This is a genomic window from Exiguobacterium sp. AB2 (genome assembly GCF_000696055.1).
Taxonomy (GTDB): Bacteria; Bacillota; Bacilli; order Exiguobacteriales; family Exiguobacteriaceae; genus Exiguobacterium; species Exiguobacterium alkaliphilum.
Map to the genome: position 1 here is coordinate 1 of NZ_JNAA01000064.1, position 17,438 is coordinate 17,438.

Here is a 17,438-nt window from a genome sequence, read left to right on the forward strand (position 1 = left end):
TTGTCTGCAGCTCGAGAGAATCAAGGTTTCATGACCATCTTCGGTTTTTTCTTCAACGAATGGATGCCTTCGACAAAACGGACCGTCCCGGACTTGGCCCGCATGACGACCGAGTGCGTCTGTCCGCCTTGTCCCGTGAATTGGACACCCCGGAGCAACTCGCCGTCCGTGACCCCGGTCGCGGCAAAGATGCAATCCTCGCCTTTGACGAGGTCATCGAGGAGCAGGATGCGTCCCGTGTCGGCGATGCCCATGTCTTGGCAACGCTTCTCTTGCGCCTCATCCTCTGGGAGCAGACGGCCTTGGAAGTCCCCCCCGAGACACTTCATGGCGACGGCGGCGATGACGCCTTCAGGTGCCCCGCCAGATCCGAGCAACAAGTCGACGCCCGTTTTCGGGAACGCCGTGTTGATGGCCGCCGCGACGTCACCGTCCGGGATGAGCTTGATTCGGGCACCCGTCGCGCGAACGCGTTGAATGATTTCCTCATGACGTTCCCGGTGGAGAATCGTGACGACGACGTCCTCGACGTTCTTGCCTTTCGCCTTGGCGACGATTTCGATATTCTCTTCAATCGTGTTGTCGAGGCTGATGAGTCCGGCCGCTTCCGGTCCGACGGCAATCTTGTCCATATACATGTCTGGCGCGTGGAGCAGATCGCCCGCGTCCGCGACGGCGAGGACGGCGAGGGCGCCCCATGTCCCCGTCGCGACGATGCTCGTCCCTTCGAGCGGGTCGACGGCGACGTCGAGGCGAGAGCCATAGCCGTTCCCGACTTTCTCCCCGATGTAGAGCATCGGTGCCTCGTCCATCTCGCCTTCGCCGATAACGACAATCCCTTTCATCGGAATCGTGTCGAAGACGTCACGCATCGCGGTCGTCGCGGCGTCGTCCGCCTCCACTTTCAAGCCCTTCCCCATCCAGCGGGCCGAAGCGAGCGCTGCCGCTTCCGTGACCCGGACCAATTCCATTGATAAACTACGTTCCACCCGAATTCTCCCCTTTGTTACTCGGCTTCATCTACCCAGACGAGTGCGCCGAGTCGTTTTAGTTTGCCGACAAAGTCGACGTATGAGTCGTGTAGTCGTTCCGCATGAATCAATGTCGATTCACCGCTCGCTTGAAGTCCCGACAAGACGAGGGCTGCACCGCTCCGTGCGTCGGCACATTCCATCTCGGCGTTCGCGAGCGGGTTACCGCCGCGGATGACGGCAGAGGCGTCCTCGAGCGTGATTTGGGCGTTCATGCGCCGCATTTCCGCGATATGACGGAAGCGCTGGGCGTAGAGCTTGTCCGTGACGATGCTCGTCCCGTCCGCTTTCAAGAGTGCGGCCGACATGACCGGTTGGAGGTCGGTCGGATAACCCGAGTAATGGAAGACGCGGATGTCGGTCGGCAGAAACGCCTTGGCCCGCACCGTGATCGCTTCTTCCCCGACTTCGACCTCAGCCCCGTAATCACGCAACTTCTGGATGACGCCTTCAAGGTGGTGCGGGATGACGTTTTGTACGGTCACGTCCCCGGACACCGCCCCATAAATCATGAACGTCCCTGCTTCAAGACGGTCCGGGATGAGCGTATGCGTGCAACCGTGCAAGCGTTCGACCCCTTTGATGCGAATCTCGTCCGTCCCGGCGCCGACGACATGCGCCCCCATCGAGGTGAGCATCGTGGCGACGTCGACGACTTCCGGATCGATCGCGGCGTTCTCGATGACCGTCGTCCCTTCGGCGAGGACCGCGGCGAGCATTGCACTCACCGTCGCCCCGAACGAACGAAGGTCGAGGTAAATCCGATCGCCGACCAACTTGTCGACTGTGACGTGATAGAGACCAGACTCGTTCTCGACGTGAATGCCGAGCCGTTCTAACGCTTTTAAATGTAAATCGATCGGTCGTGGACCAATCGCATATCCTCCTGGCAACCCGACGGCCCCTTTTTTGAAACGGGCCGCGAATACCCCAAGCAAATAGACAGCAGCCCGAACTTTCCGCGTTTCGGAGCCGAGGAGCGGCATCGGGAACGCGTCTTTCGCGTGGAGCGTCATCCGCTCCCCGTCCCGCTCGACGGTGACGCCGAGCTCTTGTAACAAGTTCAGCATCACTTCGACGCCCTCGATGACCGGCACGTTCTCAATCGTGACCGGCTCCTCCGTGAGGAGCGCGGCGACGAGACACGGCAGGGCGCTTTGTTTGGCACCGCTGATGTCGACGCTGCCTTCTAGTTTTTGCTGTCCAACGATATGGAGAATTTCCACGATGATCAAAACCTTTCTGCGACGAGCTTATTTGGATTGAGCGTTGTTCCAATCCGCGAGGAACTGCTCGATTCCTTTGTCAGTGAGCGGATGTTTCATCATCTGTTCGATGACTTTGTACGGTACGGTGGCGATGTCGGCACCGAGTAGCGCCGCCTTCGTCACATGGACTGGATGGCGAACCGATGCGGCGATGATTTCCGTCTCGATGCCATGGATGGCAAAGATGTCGGCAATCGTCTCGACGAGGTCAAGCCCATCTTGTCCGATATCGTCAAGGCGTCCGATGAACGGCGATACGTAGGACGCACCGGCCCGAGCCGCCAACAACGCTTGGTTGGCGTTGAAGATGAGCGTCACGTTCGTCTTGATACCCAGTTTCGCAAACTCATGGACCGCTTCCATCCCGTCTGGTGTCATGGGCACCTTGACTGTAATATTCGGCGCGATGGCCGCAAGTTCCTTTCCTTCTTCCACCATACCCGCTGCATCGAGTGCAATAACTTCCGCACTGACCGAGAGATCCCCGACGATCTCACAAATTTCACGAAGTCGTGTATGGAAGTCGACGCCTTCTTTCGCGACGAGCGATGGATTGGTCGTCACGCCCCCGATGACGCCCATCCGATGGGCTTTCTTGATGTCTTCCACATTTGCCGTGTCAATGAAAAACTGCATGTGTATTCCTCCTCGAAATGTGATCGCTTACACTCCTTATTATGAGGAAACCGACTCCGAATTGCCACACCATTTACGAGAATGCCGCGATTCCAATCATCGACGCCGCGAGCAACACGATGCCGAGGACGGTCCCAATCGCTGTCCACTTCATAATTTTTGCCTGCTTCACGTAATGCGCCTCGTGCGGGCCTTCACGTTGCCGTTCTATCCCATACGCCTCAATCCAAGCCGTCGCGGCCGTCGACTCGTCCGCTGGAATGTCCCCCGTGTAGAAGAACGGAATCAATTCATCCGGTTGTTGAAACAACAGAAAACGCTCTTCCCGTGTCGCGATGTTCGCCCCGATCCAATAAAGCCACTTCGGCGTGTAATAGAGCGGTGTGCCCTGGTCATGGAAATAAGCAATCCATCGTTCGAATTGATCGAGGTCACGTGGGTCGAACAAGATTTCGACGGATTCGTCCGCCGTCATGATGGCGAGCATCGGACAAAAGTCAATCGTCGGCCGCCCGATTGGTACGGTCGGGGACGGTTGCGTCTTTCGGACGATGGCTGGAAAGAAGACGACCTGCTCAATCGCTTCGAGCCGCACCGACTGTTCGACTGACTCCCCTGGCTCGACGCGCCACGTCACCCCGTTCAAATGGGTCGCCGTCATCTCATAGCGCGAGCGATGTCGTTCCTTCCAAAACAGTTGCCGGAACATATTGACGAACCAATATACTCCGAATCCCCCTAGTGCGACGATGGATAAGAGCGGAATCATGTAGGGTGCCGGGTTCAACCAAATAAAGATGAGCGGTGCAATCGTGATCATGCAGGCGAGGCCGGTGAGCATGAAGGCCGCCAACACATAAAAGATTCGCCAAAACAGTTCGGTCTGCGGTTCTGTATATTTCATCAAATCCCTCCTTGGTTGTTTTACGAACAAAAAGGAGAGAAGTTTCAACAAAAAAGTCGACCCTCCGAGGAGGGTCGACTTGTATAGACAGGATTACGCTCGGTTGCTTGAACCGAACTCACGCATCTTGCCAGTAACGACGTTGTAGATTGCTTCGATACCAGGTCCGATGATTTTACGTGGGTCATATACTTTCGAGTCAGCAGCGATTTTCTCACGTACCGCACGAGTCCACTCTTGTTGGCACTCTGTGTTGACGTTGATTTTGCTGTGGCCGAGCTCGATTGCTTTTTTGATTTGGTGCTCAGGAATCCCTGATCCGCCGTGGAGGACGAGTGGAGTTTTCGTCGCTTCTGCGATTTCCTCCATCTCTTTGAAGCCGAGTTTTGGCTCGCCTTGGTATTCGCCGTGTACTGAACCGAGTGCTGCTGCAAGTGCATCAACTTTCGCTTCTGTTACGACACGAACACACTCGTCGAGGTCAGCGTATTGTACGCCACCGACAACGCCGTCTTCTTCGCCGCCGACTGTGCCGACTTCCGCTTCAACTGAAGCGCCTTTAGCGTGTGCATATTCAACGACTTGTTTCGTCATTTCGATGTTCTCTTCGATCGGATGGTGTGAACCGTCGATCATGACTGATGTGAAACCAGCGTCGATCGCTGCTTTACACTTATCGAAAGAAGAACCGTGGTCGAGGTGGATTGCAACTGGAACAGTGATGTTGTAGTCGTGCATGAGACCTTCAACCATCTTGACAACTGTTGTGAAGCCACCCATGTACTTCGCCGCACCTTCAGATACACCGAGGATAACTGGTGATTTCTCGTCTTCCGCAGCGCGAAGAATCGCTTGCGTCCACTCGAGGTTGTTGATGTTGAATTGGCCTACTGCATACTTGCCTTCGAATGCTTTGTTAAGCATTTCTGTCATTGATACTAATGGCATAATGACATCCTCCTGTCTGTTCGCTATTGTGCACTTTGGGAAAAATGCCCCCGTGCAATTCGTTCCCATTATAACACACCGATAAACGTGTGCCTATGCTATTCGGGCATAGAAATGGCTCTGCGCAAGCGTTTACATATGTCATCTTCGTGACGAAACGTTAGATTTTCAAGACATCCTTCACTTTCTCGATCATGCCATAAATGTCGAACGGCTTCTCAAATTGCGCTGTGATGCCAAGGCGTTGCACTTCTTCAAGCGTCGTCTTCTCCCCGAACGCCGTCATGATCATTACCGGTGTGTCGATGTCTTGGTCGCGCATGTTCCGGAGCACTTCGTGACCGAACATACGCGGCATGTTCATATCGAGCAATACTAAGTCATATCCGTTCTGTTCAAGCTTTTCCCAGGCCGATCGCCCGTCGTTCGCCGTATCGACCTCAATCCCGAGGTTTTGAAACACTTGGGCGAGCATCAAGCGAATCCCGTCCTGATCGTCTGCGATTAACATGCGTGACATCCGTTACCCTTCTTTCCGTTACGTGTGATTGACACTCCATCCATAACCATACCAAATCCGATTTCGTTTGGCGACGCAGCAATTTGCAAAAGAAGGAAACAGCTTAAGATGCTGCTGCTTCAGCCGGCTCCAACTCAATCTCGATCGGTACGTCTCGTTCCTCGATCCGTTCGAGCGCTGTGACGTCCGTCTCGTCTTTCACATACAGCTTCAGCACATCACCTGGTGCAAGCCGCTCGTCCGAATTGAACGTGAACGACCGCTTTTTATTCCCGTCCCCGTACCCGATCGCCGTATACACGTAATCCGTCCCTTCCCGCGTGCCGGTGTCGGCATTCGGCACGCGGACATAATACTTGTCCGCAAACAACCGATTCGAATCGACGACTACCCAACCGAGGATTGCTGTAAGTGCGAGGAGGACGAATAGGAACCGCGTCCGTTTCATCATCATCCCTCTCTTCTCTAATCATTATCTTTCCATACCATAATCCCGACATTCCTAAACACGATGTGCCTTGCTATACTGAAGCTACTTGATAGGACGGGAGATTCGATGGATGAAACATTTGCTTGGATTTTTACTGTTTTTACTCGTGATGGCCGGTGGGGTCGCCGCGATCGTCTCCGTCTTCGGTGATGAGGCACGCGTCATCGCCCTTGAGCAGGAAGCCTATGCAGAAGACGAGGACGTGCCGCTCGCTACATCAATCGATGCAGATCTCGTCGCCATCCCTGAGACGTTTGCCCTGTTGTCGGATGTGTTCGATGAGCCGATTTCAAGAAAGAGCGTGAAACAGATTCATACGCGCGTAGCCGACCCGTCATTGGATGAGGGCATCGTTTATCAAATCGCCGAGCTTGACGTCTCGTTCGAAGGACGGATGACGACAATCAACGTCGAGGCCGAGGTGTATCGTGAAGACGGCACGTACGTGCTCTTTTACTTCACAGGAGATGAAGACGTCGTCCTCGCGCTCGATGAACGGATTATGGCGTACTATGACGAGCTTGGCATATAAAAAGACGAACCAAATCGCTGTTCGCCATTTGATTCGTCTCCTATTTGAACTTCGCTGCGGCGAAGTTTTTTTAAGATTCGACGGTCGCTGGGACGACCGCGAGCTCGATTTCTTTCTCGACCTCGGCCCGCTCTTCCTCGAGACGTGCATCCGACCATTTAAAGACGTCGGCCATCGCGCGCAAGACGCCGTCTTTATGCTGTTGAACGAAATCGATATCGAAGAACATCGCACCTGTACGGCGGACGAGGAAGTCGATTGCCCGAACGACGGCCTCTTCTTCGATGCCGTACAGGAGCTGCGCGTAAACGATTTCCGGGAGATTGTACGCGTTCGAGTCCATCCGTTCCGTCACGCGGTCAATGTTTGACCCATAGAGCCGGACGAGTTGCTCGGCCTTGTCGTCTTCGAGACCGAGATTTTTGAGTTCCGCCTTCTTCTTCGTCAAGAAGTCTTCAAACCCTTTCGAGCCCCCGACGTGGCCGCCCGACATCGGCATGTGCTTCGTGCGCGAGGCGAGGAAGACGATGCCTTCTTCTTGTTTGATCAGTTTCGCCACCAAATCGACGACGGTCTCCGACATCTTGCGGTAACCGGTCAACTTCCCGCCGGCAATCGTGATGAGTCCGCTCTCGGATTGCCACACTTCATCTTTCCGCGAAATCTCAGACGGGTCTTTGCCTTCCTCGTAGATGAGCGGGCGAATGCCGGCCCAGCTCGATTCGACGTCGTCCGCCGTCACGTTCACTTCTGGGAACATGTAGTGAATCGCCTCTAAAATATAGTCACGGTCTTCGGTCGTCATGCGCGGGTGCGCTTTGTCTTTATCGAAGAACGTGTCCGTCGTGCCGACGTACGCCTTGCCGTCACGCGGAATCGCGAACACCATCCGGCCGTCCGGCGTATCGAAGTAAATCGCTTGTTTGAGCGGGAACTTCGATTGATCGATGACGAGGTGAATCCCTTTCGTCAGGCGAAGCATCTTGCCTTTGTTCGACCCGTCCTGTTCACGAAGTACGTCGACCCACGGACCGGTCGCGTTGATGACTTTCTTCGCGTACACTTCATACGTCTTGCCATCGATTTGGTCCTCGACGTTCACGCCGACGACTTTGCCGTTCTCATAGATGAGACCCGTCACTTTTGAGTAATTCATGAGAAGCGCCCCGTGATTCGCCGCTTCTTTCGCGACTTCGATCGTCATGCGCGCGTCGTCCGTCCGATACTCGACGTAATAGCCACCGCCGACAAGTCCGTCTTTTTTCACGAGCGGCGCTTTTTGAATGACTTCGTCCGGTTTCAGCATCAAGCGGCGCTCGGCACGCTTGACGCCCGCTAACAAGTCATACACCATCAAACCGACCGCGGTCGAGAGCGGACCGAACGTCCCGCCTTTATGCATCGGCAACAGCATGCGTTCCGGCGTCGTCACATGTGGCCCGTTCTCATATACGATGGCGCGCTCTTTGCCGACCTCGGCCACGAGCGCGACCTCGAACTGTTTCAAATAACGCAAACCCCCGTGGACGAGCTTCGTCGAGCGGCTCGACGTACCAGCCGCAAAGTCTTGCATCTCGAGGACGGCCGTCTTCATCCCCCGTGAAGCGGCGTCAAGGGCGATCCCTGCGCCTGTGATGCCTCCACCGACGACGAGGACGTCGTGCCGTTCACCCGTCAATTGTTCGTACCGTGCCGCGCGTTCTTTCGCTGAGAAGTTTCTGATTTCCATCTTATTCCCTCCTATAATGAATCCGGTTCAAGGTATACAAAAAGAGACCACAACAAAACAAGGCTTCGCCCCCATGTCGTGGTCTCTCTGTAGTCTCCAACCGGTTATCAACTTTTCTCCTGTATTATACCCTATTCTCACACGTTGAACCATCGAACCGCTCACGGAACGTGCGACGTGCAACTCCAGATGCGTCTCGCTCGCAATTTTGAAATCAGTTAACTAGACTTCAAAGTATCACGACGAAGGAGGAAATAAGAGATGCAACGCATGATTCAACCTTTCCAATTTAAAAACGGTGTCGAGGTCCATAACCGACTCGTCTTGGCACCGATGACCCATTATTCGTCACAACCGACCGGAGAAGTATCCGAACACGAACTCGCTTATTACCGGAAACGTGCGAAGAACGTCGGGCTCGCGATCACGGCCTGTGCTTACGTGACCGAGGACGGCAAAGGCTTCCCGAACGCGTTCGGCGTCAATGACGACAAGTTCATCCCAGGTCTGCGTCAACTCGCTGAGAGCTTGCAGGCGGAAGGCGCCAAAGCGATTCTGCAAATCTTCCACGCCGGCCGCATGTCACCGCCAAACCTCGTCCCGAACGAGCAACCCGTGAGCGCGAGTGCGGTCGCACCGGTGCGCGAAGGTGCCGTCACGCCACGCGCCCTCGAGACCGAAGAAGTCGAAGCAATCATCCAAGCGTTCGGTGACGCGACACGCCGTGCCATCGAGGCCGGATTCGACGGCGTCGAGATTCATGGTGCGAACACGTATTTGATTCAACAGTTCTTCTCGCCCCATTCGAACCGACGCGACGACCGCTTCGGTGGCGATGTCGAGGGCCGGCTCACGTTCCCGCGTGAAGTCATCCGTGCCGTCAAAGACGCAGCGAAAGAGACGGCCGATTTCCTCGTCGGCTACCGCTTCTCGCCAGAAGAAGTCGAAGAGCCAGGTATCACGCTCGACGATACGGACGTGTTGATTGACATGTTGCTCGAGGAAGGACTCGATTACATCCATGCCTCGCTCTGGAACTTCAACACCGCCTCGATGCGCGACGAGAACGTGACGGAGCGAGCGATTGACCGTATCGCGAAGCGCATCAACGGTGCCGTCCCACTCATCGGAGTCGGACAGTTGCAACGTCCGGGTCAAGTCGAGGACGCACTCGACGTCATCGACCTCGCCGCGCTCGGCCGTGAGCTCATCATCGATCCGGATTGGCTCGAGAAAGTGAAAGACGGTCGCGGAGATGAGATTGAGACCGAGCTCGACTTGAACAAACAAGCTGAACTCGCCGTCCCGGCCCCGCTTTGGAACGCCATCACGACACGTGCCGGCTGGTTCCCGATTAAAGACCAGGCGGTCAAGTAATCCTTGATCCGCAGACGTCATGTCTGCGGATTTTTTGATTCGTCTTCTTACGTGAACCTGTGTGTAAAAAAATGAATCCGGACACAATTTCGTCACATTTTTCTTCGTTTTCACCACTCGTTTCGTAGCGACCAAACTTCCCAAGATATACTCCCCTTCGTAAGCTAAGGACAGGAGTCGTTTTCCTCCATGAGACTTCGGGTCAAGCCTCGCTTGCACCTCAACTGTCTGTTTGACCGTCTTTTGAAAGGGGCATATAAGTATGACGAAAAAGCCAATTGATCTCGATGCGTACAACAAACAGCTCAATCAGCACCAACAGCGCACGAAAGAAGTCGCTGAGACGTATCGACAAAAGAGCAAAGAACTTGAACACCACCTCGAATCATCCGCCCGTTCCCGTGAAGAAGCTTTAGCGCGCGAAATCGCCGAGTTGAAACAAGCAACGAAACGGAACGTCCCTCGCACGAAATAAAACGGTTCCCGATCGTACGACGAAAGAAGTGAATCATCCGTTGGAAAATAAAATCAAACGTCAATTTCTACATCACCTTCATCGAGACAAAAACTTGTTCGATGATTTTTCTCATGTGGATAATTTTTACTCGCTCGACCAACAAATCGTGAGCGCACTGCGAAACGCGCACCCGATTCGGGCCGAACAACTGCTCGAGACGTTGACGCTCGACTTGTTGACGTTGCCGTCAGATGATGAGTATATGAGTGTCCGCTTCTATTATCGTGGCCTCGTCTACCACATCATCCGTCTCATCCCGGTCGACAACCCGAACGTGCAGACCGCGCTCACTTATACGAGCGCCTTGCTGACATTAATCGATGAATTGGAGACGACGCTCGACTTTTTGTACGCCATTCCGGTCATCGTCGAGTATTTAGCAAAAGTGACCGCGTTCTTGTCCCCACCCGTGTCGACGAACCCGAACGTCTCGACGACACTGCGCTTGATCGAAGAACATTTACGCGACGCGTCGCTGTCGCTCCCTTGGATTGCCGACCAGGTCGGTCTGTCGAACAACTATTTGTCCGCCCTCTTCAAGCAAGAAGTCGGCGAGAGCATACCGGAACGGATTCGCCGACGCCGTATCGATGCATCCATCGCCGACTTGCTCGGGACGAACGTACCGATTTGTACAATAGGTGAAAAGTTTTGCTTCGCGTCCTGCACCGCCTACATCAACACGTTCAAATCGTATAAGCGGATGACGCCGCTCCAATATCGCCAACTGTTCCACCTATAAAAAGCGCAACGCCTCAAATTGAGACGTTGCGCTTTTGCCGTTGTTCCCATTCTTCACGAAGCATGCCCATGCGAATCGAATCATACCGCACCCCGTCGACGACGCGCACTCGACGAATCCGTCCTTCGAGCTGCATCCCGACCTTTTCCGCGACGCGCATCATCCGCTCGTTACCGGACCATGTCGTCAACCCGACTCGGACCGTCGAACGGGTCGTGAACAAATGATTCACCCACAGCGTAAGCGCCCGGGTGCCGAGACCACGATTCCAGCGGTCGGCTTGATGCAGGATGATTCCGACTTCGAGCCATTCTTCTCCTGCGTCCTCATAATAGGAAGAAACGGTTCCATACACCGTCCCTTCGGCTTCGATGACCCACATGTCTTCGCGACCGACGTGGCCGTCCGCTTCTTGGCGGTACGTCTCGTACGGAATGGCCCAGTGTTCAAAATACGGGGCATCCCACCGCTTCCACTCCGGCGTCTCATCTTTGTAAATCAATTCCCAAATGCGATCTAAGTCGCGTGCCTCAATCGGCCGAATCTGTAACGTCTTGTCGTTCACGATGCTATCTCCCTTTTGATCTGTGCTGTCCACTCTTTCAAGATGTCAGTTCGAATCTCCTTTTTTCCGTCGTCGCCAAATGAAAGCGAGTAAGACGAGAATGAGACTTGCCGTGACCGAGACGATGGCGAACGGGCTCGCACCCGTGATGAATAACTCGCCGAGCGTGACCGAGTAGGCAAGGCCGAACGACGTCACGAGTTTCGCGGATGCCGCGATGAGGACAAAGCGACCGAACGGCACGCGACTGAAACCGGCCGCAAGACAGATCACCTCGTCCGGCAAGATTGGGATGACGAACAAGACGAGCAAGACCCCAAGCCCATATCTTTCGACGTACCGATCATATGTGGCCAGCTTATCCGCATCTAAAAGTCGCATGACCCGCTCACGTCCAAAACGGGCAAGCCCGTACATGACGAGGATGCCGAGCGTCGTCGCGACGCTTCCGATGAGTGCGGCACGGAGCGGCCCGAGGGCGACGCTTCCAATCGGCACACTGACCGCCTCCGGGACCGGAAGGGCGATCGGTTGCAAGAAGCTGAAGGCGGCGAACACGAGCGCGGCTTGATCGTCATAGCGTTCGAGCAATCGGTCGAGCCCATACGTGTCATACAAGACGAGTCCGAACGAGACATAGTAGATGAAAACGAACAACAAGAACAGGCTGAACGTCACTTTCAACATCTGCTTCAAGTACGTACTCGACCCTTCACGAATCGTCCGTAACAGCCCGATTGTGAGCGTGAGTAGGACGAGCCCGCTCCAGCCGAGCTGATACGGCAACAAGAGGGTCGGCAAGACGACAAACGGTAATAGGCCGAGCAAAAGCAATGATACCCCGTACCCTCCATAAATCATCCACCGTTCCCGCATATCGCATCGCCCTCTCCCCGTTCTACTGTTAGTTTACCCGGATTTCGGAGAACATGTATCCATCTGAAGCAGTCACACACCTCATCCTTTCGTCCGATAGAAAAAGCCGCAGTCGACGACTGCGGCTCGTGAATCATTCGCCAAGCGAGGCTTGGATGAAGTCGTGGAACAAGCGCTGTGGGCGCTCTGGACGCGAGATGAGTTCTGGGTGGAATTGCGACGCGACGAACCACTTGTGTTCTGGAATCTCGATAATCTCGACGAGACGACCGTCCGGGCTCGTTCCTGAGAACTTGAACCCTTCCGCCTCGAACGCTTCACGGTACTCGTTGTTGAACTCGTAACGGTGACGGTGGCGCTCGTAGACGAGCTCTTGGTTGTAAGCGGCGTGCGCTTTCGTCCCTTGTTCGAGTTTACATGGGTAGAGGCCGAGGCGAAGCGTGCCACCGAGGTCCTCGATGTCTTTTTGTTCCGGAAGCAAATCGATAATCGGATAGTTCGTCGATGGATCGATTTCTGCCGAATGGGCGCCCTCAAGTTTTAAGACGTTACGGGCGAATTCGACCGTCGCGAGTTGCATCCCGAGGCAGATCCCGAAGAACGGCACGTTGTTCTCACGAGCGAAACGCGTCGCTTCGATTTTCCCTTCGATGCCGCGTTCCCCGAACCCGCCTGGGACTAGGATTCCGTCCGCGTCGCCGAGAAGTGTCGCGACGTTCTCTGATGTCACGTCTTCTGCGTTGACCCAGTCGATGTCGATATCGGCGTTGAACGCGTAGCCGGCATGCTTGAGCGATTCTGCGACCGAGATATACGCGTCACGGAGCTCGACATACTTCCCGACGAGGGCGATCTTCACTTTCTTCTCGAGATGCGTCACCGTGTGGACGAGTTCTTTCCAAGCCGTCATGTCTGCTGCCGGCGTGTTGAAACCGAAGTAGTCGTTGACGAGTTGGTCCATGCCTTGTTTTTGAAGGTTGAGCGGTACTTCATAGAGTGTCGATGCGTCTTGCGCCTCGATGACCGCTTCTTTGCGTGTATCACAGAAGAGCGCGATTTTCTCACGCATGTCTTCTGGGATGTCATGCTCCGTACGGAGGACGATGATATCCGGCTGAATCCCGTAACTGCGAAGTTCTTTGACGCTATGTTGTGTCGGCTTCGTCTTCATCTCACCGGCTGCGCGGAGATATGGGACGAGCGTACAGTGGACGTACATGACGTTCTCTTTGCCGATGTCGTTTTTCACTTGGCGAATGGCTTCGATGAACGGAAGCGACTCGATGTCACCGACTGTTCCACCAATCTCTGTGATGACGACGTCCGCGTTCGTCTCACGGCCGGCACGGAAGACGCGGTCTTTGATCTCGTTCGTGATGTGCGGGATGACTTGGACCGTTCCACCGTTGTAATCCCCACGGCGCTCTTTTTTGAGGACCGTCGAGTAAATGCGGCCTGACGTCACGTTCGCGTTTTGCGACAAGTTGATGTCGATGAAGCGCTCATAGTGCCCAAGGTCAAGGTCCGTCTCGGCGCCGTCGTCTGTGACGAACACTTCCCCGTGTTGATACGGGCTCATCGTGCCCGGGTCGATGTTGATGTACGGGTCAAACTTTTGAATCGTCACGTTCAATCCTCGGTTTTTGAGTAGACGTGCGAGTGAAGCGGCTGTGATTCCTTTACCGAGTGAGGATACGACCCCACCTGTTACGAAAATATACTTTGTCATCATCATTTCTCCTCTCATGAATGCCCACTATGGGAAAACAAAAAACAAAAAAAGCAAAAGTGCCCCCACTGAAATGGAGGACACTTTTGCTGCATCGGCATGTGCTAAACGAGCCCATGACTAATTTACGTCAGAGACGATGCAGTCGTCAAGTCATTATTTTTTCTTTTTCGAAAGCCGCAAAAAAGAAAAAGAGACACGCCTAGCCGGGACAAATGCCCGGCTTTTTGCGGTCTCTTATAAATCATCCTCGTCTTCGACATCGAGGTCGTCGTCCAAGTCCTCGTCCTCGAAATCATCGAGGTCTGGAACTTTTTCGGCGTCGTCGTCTGTCTCAAACTCAGATGCGTCAAAATCTTCACCTTTTGCAAAGACGTCGAGGTCGTCTTCGATGTCGACGATGCCTTCGTCCGTCTCATCGAGATCTTCTTCGAACTCGTCAAGCTCACCGCGTTGACGTGCTTCGATGACGAGATCCTCGTCCGACTTATCGAACGGATACCAAACACGAAGCGCCCAACGGTTCGCTCCCAAGTTGACGAATAGTCCGTCGATGTTCATGTCCGTGTAGAGTTGCGCGATTTTCTCGAGCTCTTCCTCTTCACTTGCGAACGTATAGTTTTGTCTGATCTGCTCACGGATTTCATCAAATGATACTGGTTGCTCGCCAGTCTCTTGAAGAATCTCGTAAACGAAATCGATCAACGATTTATTCATTAAAGGACACTCCTTTTCCGTCACTTGTTAAACATCACTCCTCATTATAAACAAAAGCGATATGAAAAAGCTAGAGAAAATTGTTTCGACTTACTTCCGGACGATTTGACGCCAATAGACGGTGATGACGGCGACATTCACCGCCCACGTCACGGCGAGCACGCCGACCATCCAGCTTTTCGGGATGGCGAACGACAAGTCGGTGTTGACGGTTTGGCCGACTGTCAGCCCGTATGCGAGGATGCCGAGCATGAGCGAGACTTGGGCGACGACCATCCCAAGCTTCTTCCACAATTGCATGACGAGTGCCGCGAACTCTTTATTCTCTCCGTAGGCCGTATACAAGTGCACGTGTCCGAGGCTCGAATACATCGTCTGAATATAGCCGTTCACGAACAAGACCGGGATCAAGGCGATCGGATGCCAAAAGCCGAGGAAGAACGCGGCCGATGAGACGAGTAGAAACGAATACGGACGTTTGACACCTGGTACGACCTGACCGAATAATATCCAGCCGATGACACCAAATAAAAACGGAACGAAGACATAAAAGAGCAATACGTTGAAGGAATAGAGGGCGAGGCTCGTGAAGACGGCCCCAATCAACGTCCACCCTCCGAACAGTCCGACGGCATACGCCAAGAACTGGACTTGGCGCGTCGATTTCGTCGTCACATAATTCCGTGTCTTCCGCTGAAGCAGGAGCCAGACCATATAGCTGACGAGGAGTAGCGTCAAGAAGAAAATCTCGAGATACCCACGCGTCCCTTCTAGTAGACTGACGAGTCGGCTGAGGAGTGTGAAAACGGTGACGACGAGAAACGCCCGAAGGAACAGCGTCGTCGAGAACGTCCATGTCGCTTCACGCGTAAGTGGGAGCTTTCGAACGAACAACCACGGCAAACTCAGGCTGATTATAAAGAACAAGACCGCGAGATCATTTGAGCGCGTGAGCGCGTACGAGAATAACGCAATCCACGCGACGAGCAAGATGACGAGTGGAAGCGAACTCCCCCCCTTCCTTCTGTGGAGAGAACTCCTTCAGCTGAGACAGGATCGTCGTCATCATCGTGCCGACACCGATCGATCCGACACCGATGAAAAACGCACTCACTTCGACACCCCAAGTGAACGGCAAAAACCAACAGCCGAGCCCGATGGCCAGGACGAAGAGGGCCAGCAAAAATGTTCGCTTTGAGCCGATTCGACCGACGACATAAATCCAGACGAGAAGCCCTGACATGCTGGCGACGTAAAAAATCATGAACGGAATCACCCGACTCGCCCCTTCGCCTAGCGCCATGACCGCGAGGAACAAAATTCGAGGCAAGATTTGGCTACTTAGGGCACTGACGATTGTCAACAACACAAAGATACTTTTCACATCTCGGCCTCCTTCGCTATCAAGTGCATCGACTTTTACATGATTCATTCCCGGATTTCCCGTTTGCACATCGACTTCTCACTTATTTCATCATTTTGCCGATATAGAAGAGAACATACTTTAAGCTTCATGAGGAAAAGGAGAAACAATATGGCACTCTTCCGTAAATCATCATCCGCTTCGTTTATCGCATCAATCGGTTTTCCCAATGCGACAACGATCGCCAAACCGAGCGATCCGACCCTTAACGGCCGGGCTCACTACATGGGCTACACGTCGCGACAAGTCGAACAGCTACAAGCGATGGCGCCACTCGTCGAATCTGTATTAGACGATGTGTTAGAGAGCGTGCTCGACCATTTGATGCAACAACCTGACATGGCCCAGCTCGCTAGCGCCGCTTCGACACGGGAGCGACTGAAAAACGTATTCGCTGACTACTTCCGAAGCCTATTGACCGGACGAATCGATGACAAGTTCCTCGCCATGCGTAAACGCATGGGGCAGACGCACCATCATTACGCGGTGCCGGTCACGTGGTTCCTCGCGACGTATGCCGCATTCAATACGCTCCTCGTCCCCAAAATCGTCGAGCACTATCAACACGACCCTGCCACAATGACAGAGGCGCTACTCGCCTTGTCCCATGCGATGAACTTGGACGCTCAAATCGTGACCGAGCAATACGTCAATGCGCGGCTTGATGAAATTGAGGCGGCGAGCGACGCTCGCGATGCCCTGTTGCGCGATATCGGCCATGTCAGTTCAGAAGTCGCCACGACGATGGAACGGACCGGGAGCGCCATGGCAGAGACGAGCCAACGGGCCCACCAAGTGTTACGTGAGACAGAACAGACAGAGCAGATGAGCCGACACTTAATGACGCTAACGGAAACGAACGGACGGCAAATCGAACAGATGGAATCCGAGTTCACCCGTTCGGCCACATACGTCGATACATCACTCGAACGCATCACGGCACTAAAGAACGGGTCCGAGGAAATCGTCAACATGACTCGAAGCATCGAGCAAATCGCCAACCAAACGAACTTGCTGGCTTTGAACGCATCAATCGAAGCGGCCCGGGCCGGTGAACACGGGAAAGGGTTCGCCGTCGTCGCAACCGAGGTCCGCACACTCGCCGAGAACGCCAAGCAGCTGAGCAGTCAAATTAACGTCCTCATCCATGAGAACGAGACGAACATCGCCGCGCTGCTTGAACAGATGGGCCAGATGCACAACACGAACGACGAAGCGATGCAACAATTGAATGCGGTCAAACAAGGATTCTCGACCGTGAAAGACGAGATGGGGAATTACGTCCTCTCATTTGAACGCAACAAACAAGACCTCAGTCAGATGGTCGAAACCATTTCAGCAATCAACGAGACGACACAAGGGTTGTCTCATCTTACGTCATCGCTTTTGACGAAAGCCGAGCAATAAACGAAACACCCGGACCGTTGGAGGGCA

General features: G+C 54.1%; 19 protein-coding genes. 5 read left to right on the plus strand and 14 right to left on the minus strand.

Annotated elements, in window-relative coordinates; genetic code table 11:
* Positions 1–20: 20 nt before the first annotated feature.
* The 7 genes from glpX to DI14_RS08610 form a co-directional block, all read right to left on the minus strand.
* Positions 21–989 (minus strand): class II fructose-bisphosphatase, encoded by a 969-nt coding sequence (gene glpX / locus DI14_RS08580; protein ID WP_034807569.1) that lies wholly within the window; start codon positions 987–989, stop codon positions 21–23.
* A 17-nt stretch (positions 990–1,006) separates the two neighbouring features.
* The gene (gene murA / locus DI14_RS08585; RefSeq protein WP_034807603.1) at positions 1,007–2,257 is read right to left on the minus strand and encodes a UDP-N-acetylglucosamine 1-carboxyvinyltransferase; all 1,251 of its coding nucleotides are present in this window, start codon (positions 2,255–2,257) and stop codon (positions 1,007–1,009) included.
* 27 nt (positions 2,258–2,284) lie between these two features.
* Positions 2,285–2,935 carry a fructose-6-phosphate aldolase gene (gene fsa / locus DI14_RS08590; RefSeq protein WP_034807572.1) on the minus strand — a complete coding sequence of 217 codons (651 nt, stop codon included), beginning with the start codon at positions 2,933–2,935 and terminating at the stop codon, positions 2,285–2,287.
* Between the two features lie 73 nt (positions 2,936–3,008).
* The gene (locus tag DI14_RS08595; protein WP_034807574.1) at positions 3,009–3,839 is read right to left on the minus strand and encodes a hypothetical protein; all 831 of its coding nucleotides are present in this window, start codon (positions 3,837–3,839) and stop codon (positions 3,009–3,011) included.
* Between the two features lie 93 nt (positions 3,840–3,932).
* Complete coding sequence (fba, locus tag DI14_RS08600) at positions 3,933–4,787, minus strand: class II fructose-1,6-bisphosphate aldolase (RefSeq protein ID WP_034807576.1); 855 nt, start codon at positions 4,785–4,787, stop codon at positions 3,933–3,935.
* A gap of 160 nt (positions 4,788–4,947) precedes the next feature.
* Positions 4,948–5,307, minus strand: a complete 360-nt coding sequence (locus DI14_RS08605; RefSeq protein WP_034807578.1) for a response regulator — start codon at positions 5,305–5,307, stop codon at positions 4,948–4,950.
* Between the two features lie 103 nt (positions 5,308–5,410).
* Positions 5,411–5,758 (minus strand): DUF1093 domain-containing protein, encoded by a 348-nt coding sequence (locus DI14_RS08610; RefSeq protein WP_034807580.1) that lies wholly within the window; start codon positions 5,756–5,758, stop codon positions 5,411–5,413.
* 109 nt (positions 5,759–5,867) lie between these two features.
* On the opposite strand from DI14_RS08610, the gene DI14_RS08615 reads away from it, so the two are divergent.
* On the plus strand, positions 5,868–6,329 hold the full coding sequence (locus tag DI14_RS08615; RefSeq protein WP_034807581.1) for a hypothetical protein: 462 nt from the start codon (positions 5,868–5,870) through the stop codon (positions 6,327–6,329).
* Positions 6,330–6,399: 70 nt separating this feature from the next.
* Here the strand turns inward: DI14_RS08615 and DI14_RS08620 are convergent, their stop codons facing one another.
* Positions 6,400–8,058 (minus strand): glycerol-3-phosphate dehydrogenase/oxidase, encoded by a 1,659-nt coding sequence (locus DI14_RS08620; RefSeq protein WP_034807583.1) that lies wholly within the window; start codon positions 8,056–8,058, stop codon positions 6,400–6,402.
* Between the two features lie 261 nt (positions 8,059–8,319).
* On the opposite strand from DI14_RS08620, the gene DI14_RS08625 reads away from it, so the two are divergent.
* The 3 genes from DI14_RS08625 to DI14_RS08635 all read left to right on the plus strand — a co-directional run bounded on the left by DI14_RS08625 (position 8,320) and on the right by DI14_RS08635 (position 10,694).
* On the plus strand, positions 8,320–9,435 hold the full coding sequence (locus DI14_RS08625) for an NADH-dependent flavin oxidoreductase (RefSeq protein WP_034807585.1): 1,116 nt from the start codon (positions 8,320–8,322) through the stop codon (positions 9,433–9,435).
* A gap of 262 nt (positions 9,436–9,697) precedes the next feature.
* On the plus strand, positions 9,698–9,910 hold the full coding sequence (locus tag DI14_RS08630) for a hypothetical protein (protein WP_034807587.1): 213 nt from the start codon (positions 9,698–9,700) through the stop codon (positions 9,908–9,910).
* 115 nt (positions 9,911–10,025) lie between these two features.
* Complete coding sequence (locus DI14_RS08635; protein WP_152545891.1) at positions 10,026–10,694, plus strand: helix-turn-helix domain-containing protein; 669 nt, start codon at positions 10,026–10,028, stop codon at positions 10,692–10,694.
* 13 nt (positions 10,695–10,707) lie between these two features.
* Here the strand turns inward: DI14_RS08635 and DI14_RS08640 are convergent, their stop codons facing one another.
* The 6 genes from DI14_RS08640 to DI14_RS08665 all read right to left on the minus strand — a co-directional run bounded on the left by DI14_RS08640 (position 10,708) and on the right by DI14_RS08665 (position 15,965).
* Positions 10,708–11,262, minus strand: coding sequence for a GNAT family N-acetyltransferase (locus tag DI14_RS08640; RefSeq protein WP_034807605.1), 555 nt, complete (start codon positions 11,260–11,262; stop codon positions 10,708–10,710).
* Positions 11,263–11,304: 42 nt separating this feature from the next.
* Entirely contained in the window at positions 11,305–12,135 is an 831-nt protein-coding gene (locus tag DI14_RS08645; RefSeq protein ID WP_034807593.1) for a TVP38/TMEM64 family protein, read from the minus strand.
* 133 nt (positions 12,136–12,268) lie between these two features.
* Positions 12,269–13,864, minus strand: coding sequence for a CTP synthase (locus tag DI14_RS08650; RefSeq protein WP_034807595.1), 1,596 nt, complete (start codon positions 13,862–13,864; stop codon positions 12,269–12,271).
* Between the two features lie 237 nt (positions 13,865–14,101).
* Positions 14,102–14,581, minus strand: coding sequence for a DNA-directed RNA polymerase subunit delta (gene rpoE / locus DI14_RS15050; protein WP_051622659.1), 480 nt, complete (start codon positions 14,579–14,581; stop codon positions 14,102–14,104).
* Between the two features lie 90 nt (positions 14,582–14,671).
* Positions 14,672–15,475, minus strand: coding sequence for a hypothetical protein (locus tag DI14_RS08660; protein WP_152545892.1), 804 nt, complete (start codon positions 15,473–15,475; stop codon positions 14,672–14,674).
* Positions 15,476–15,518: 43 nt separating this feature from the next.
* A complete protein-coding gene (locus DI14_RS08665) occupies positions 15,519–15,965 on the minus strand; it encodes a hypothetical protein (protein WP_034807599.1) in 447 nt (148 codons plus the stop codon).
* A gap of 150 nt (positions 15,966–16,115) precedes the next feature.
* Here DI14_RS08665 and DI14_RS08670 point away from each other — a divergent pair, with 150 nt between their 5' ends.
* Positions 16,116–17,411, plus strand: a complete 1,296-nt coding sequence (locus tag DI14_RS08670; RefSeq protein ID WP_034807601.1) for a protoglobin domain-containing protein — start codon at positions 16,116–16,118, stop codon at positions 17,409–17,411.
* Positions 17,412–17,438: the final 27 nt, after the last annotated feature.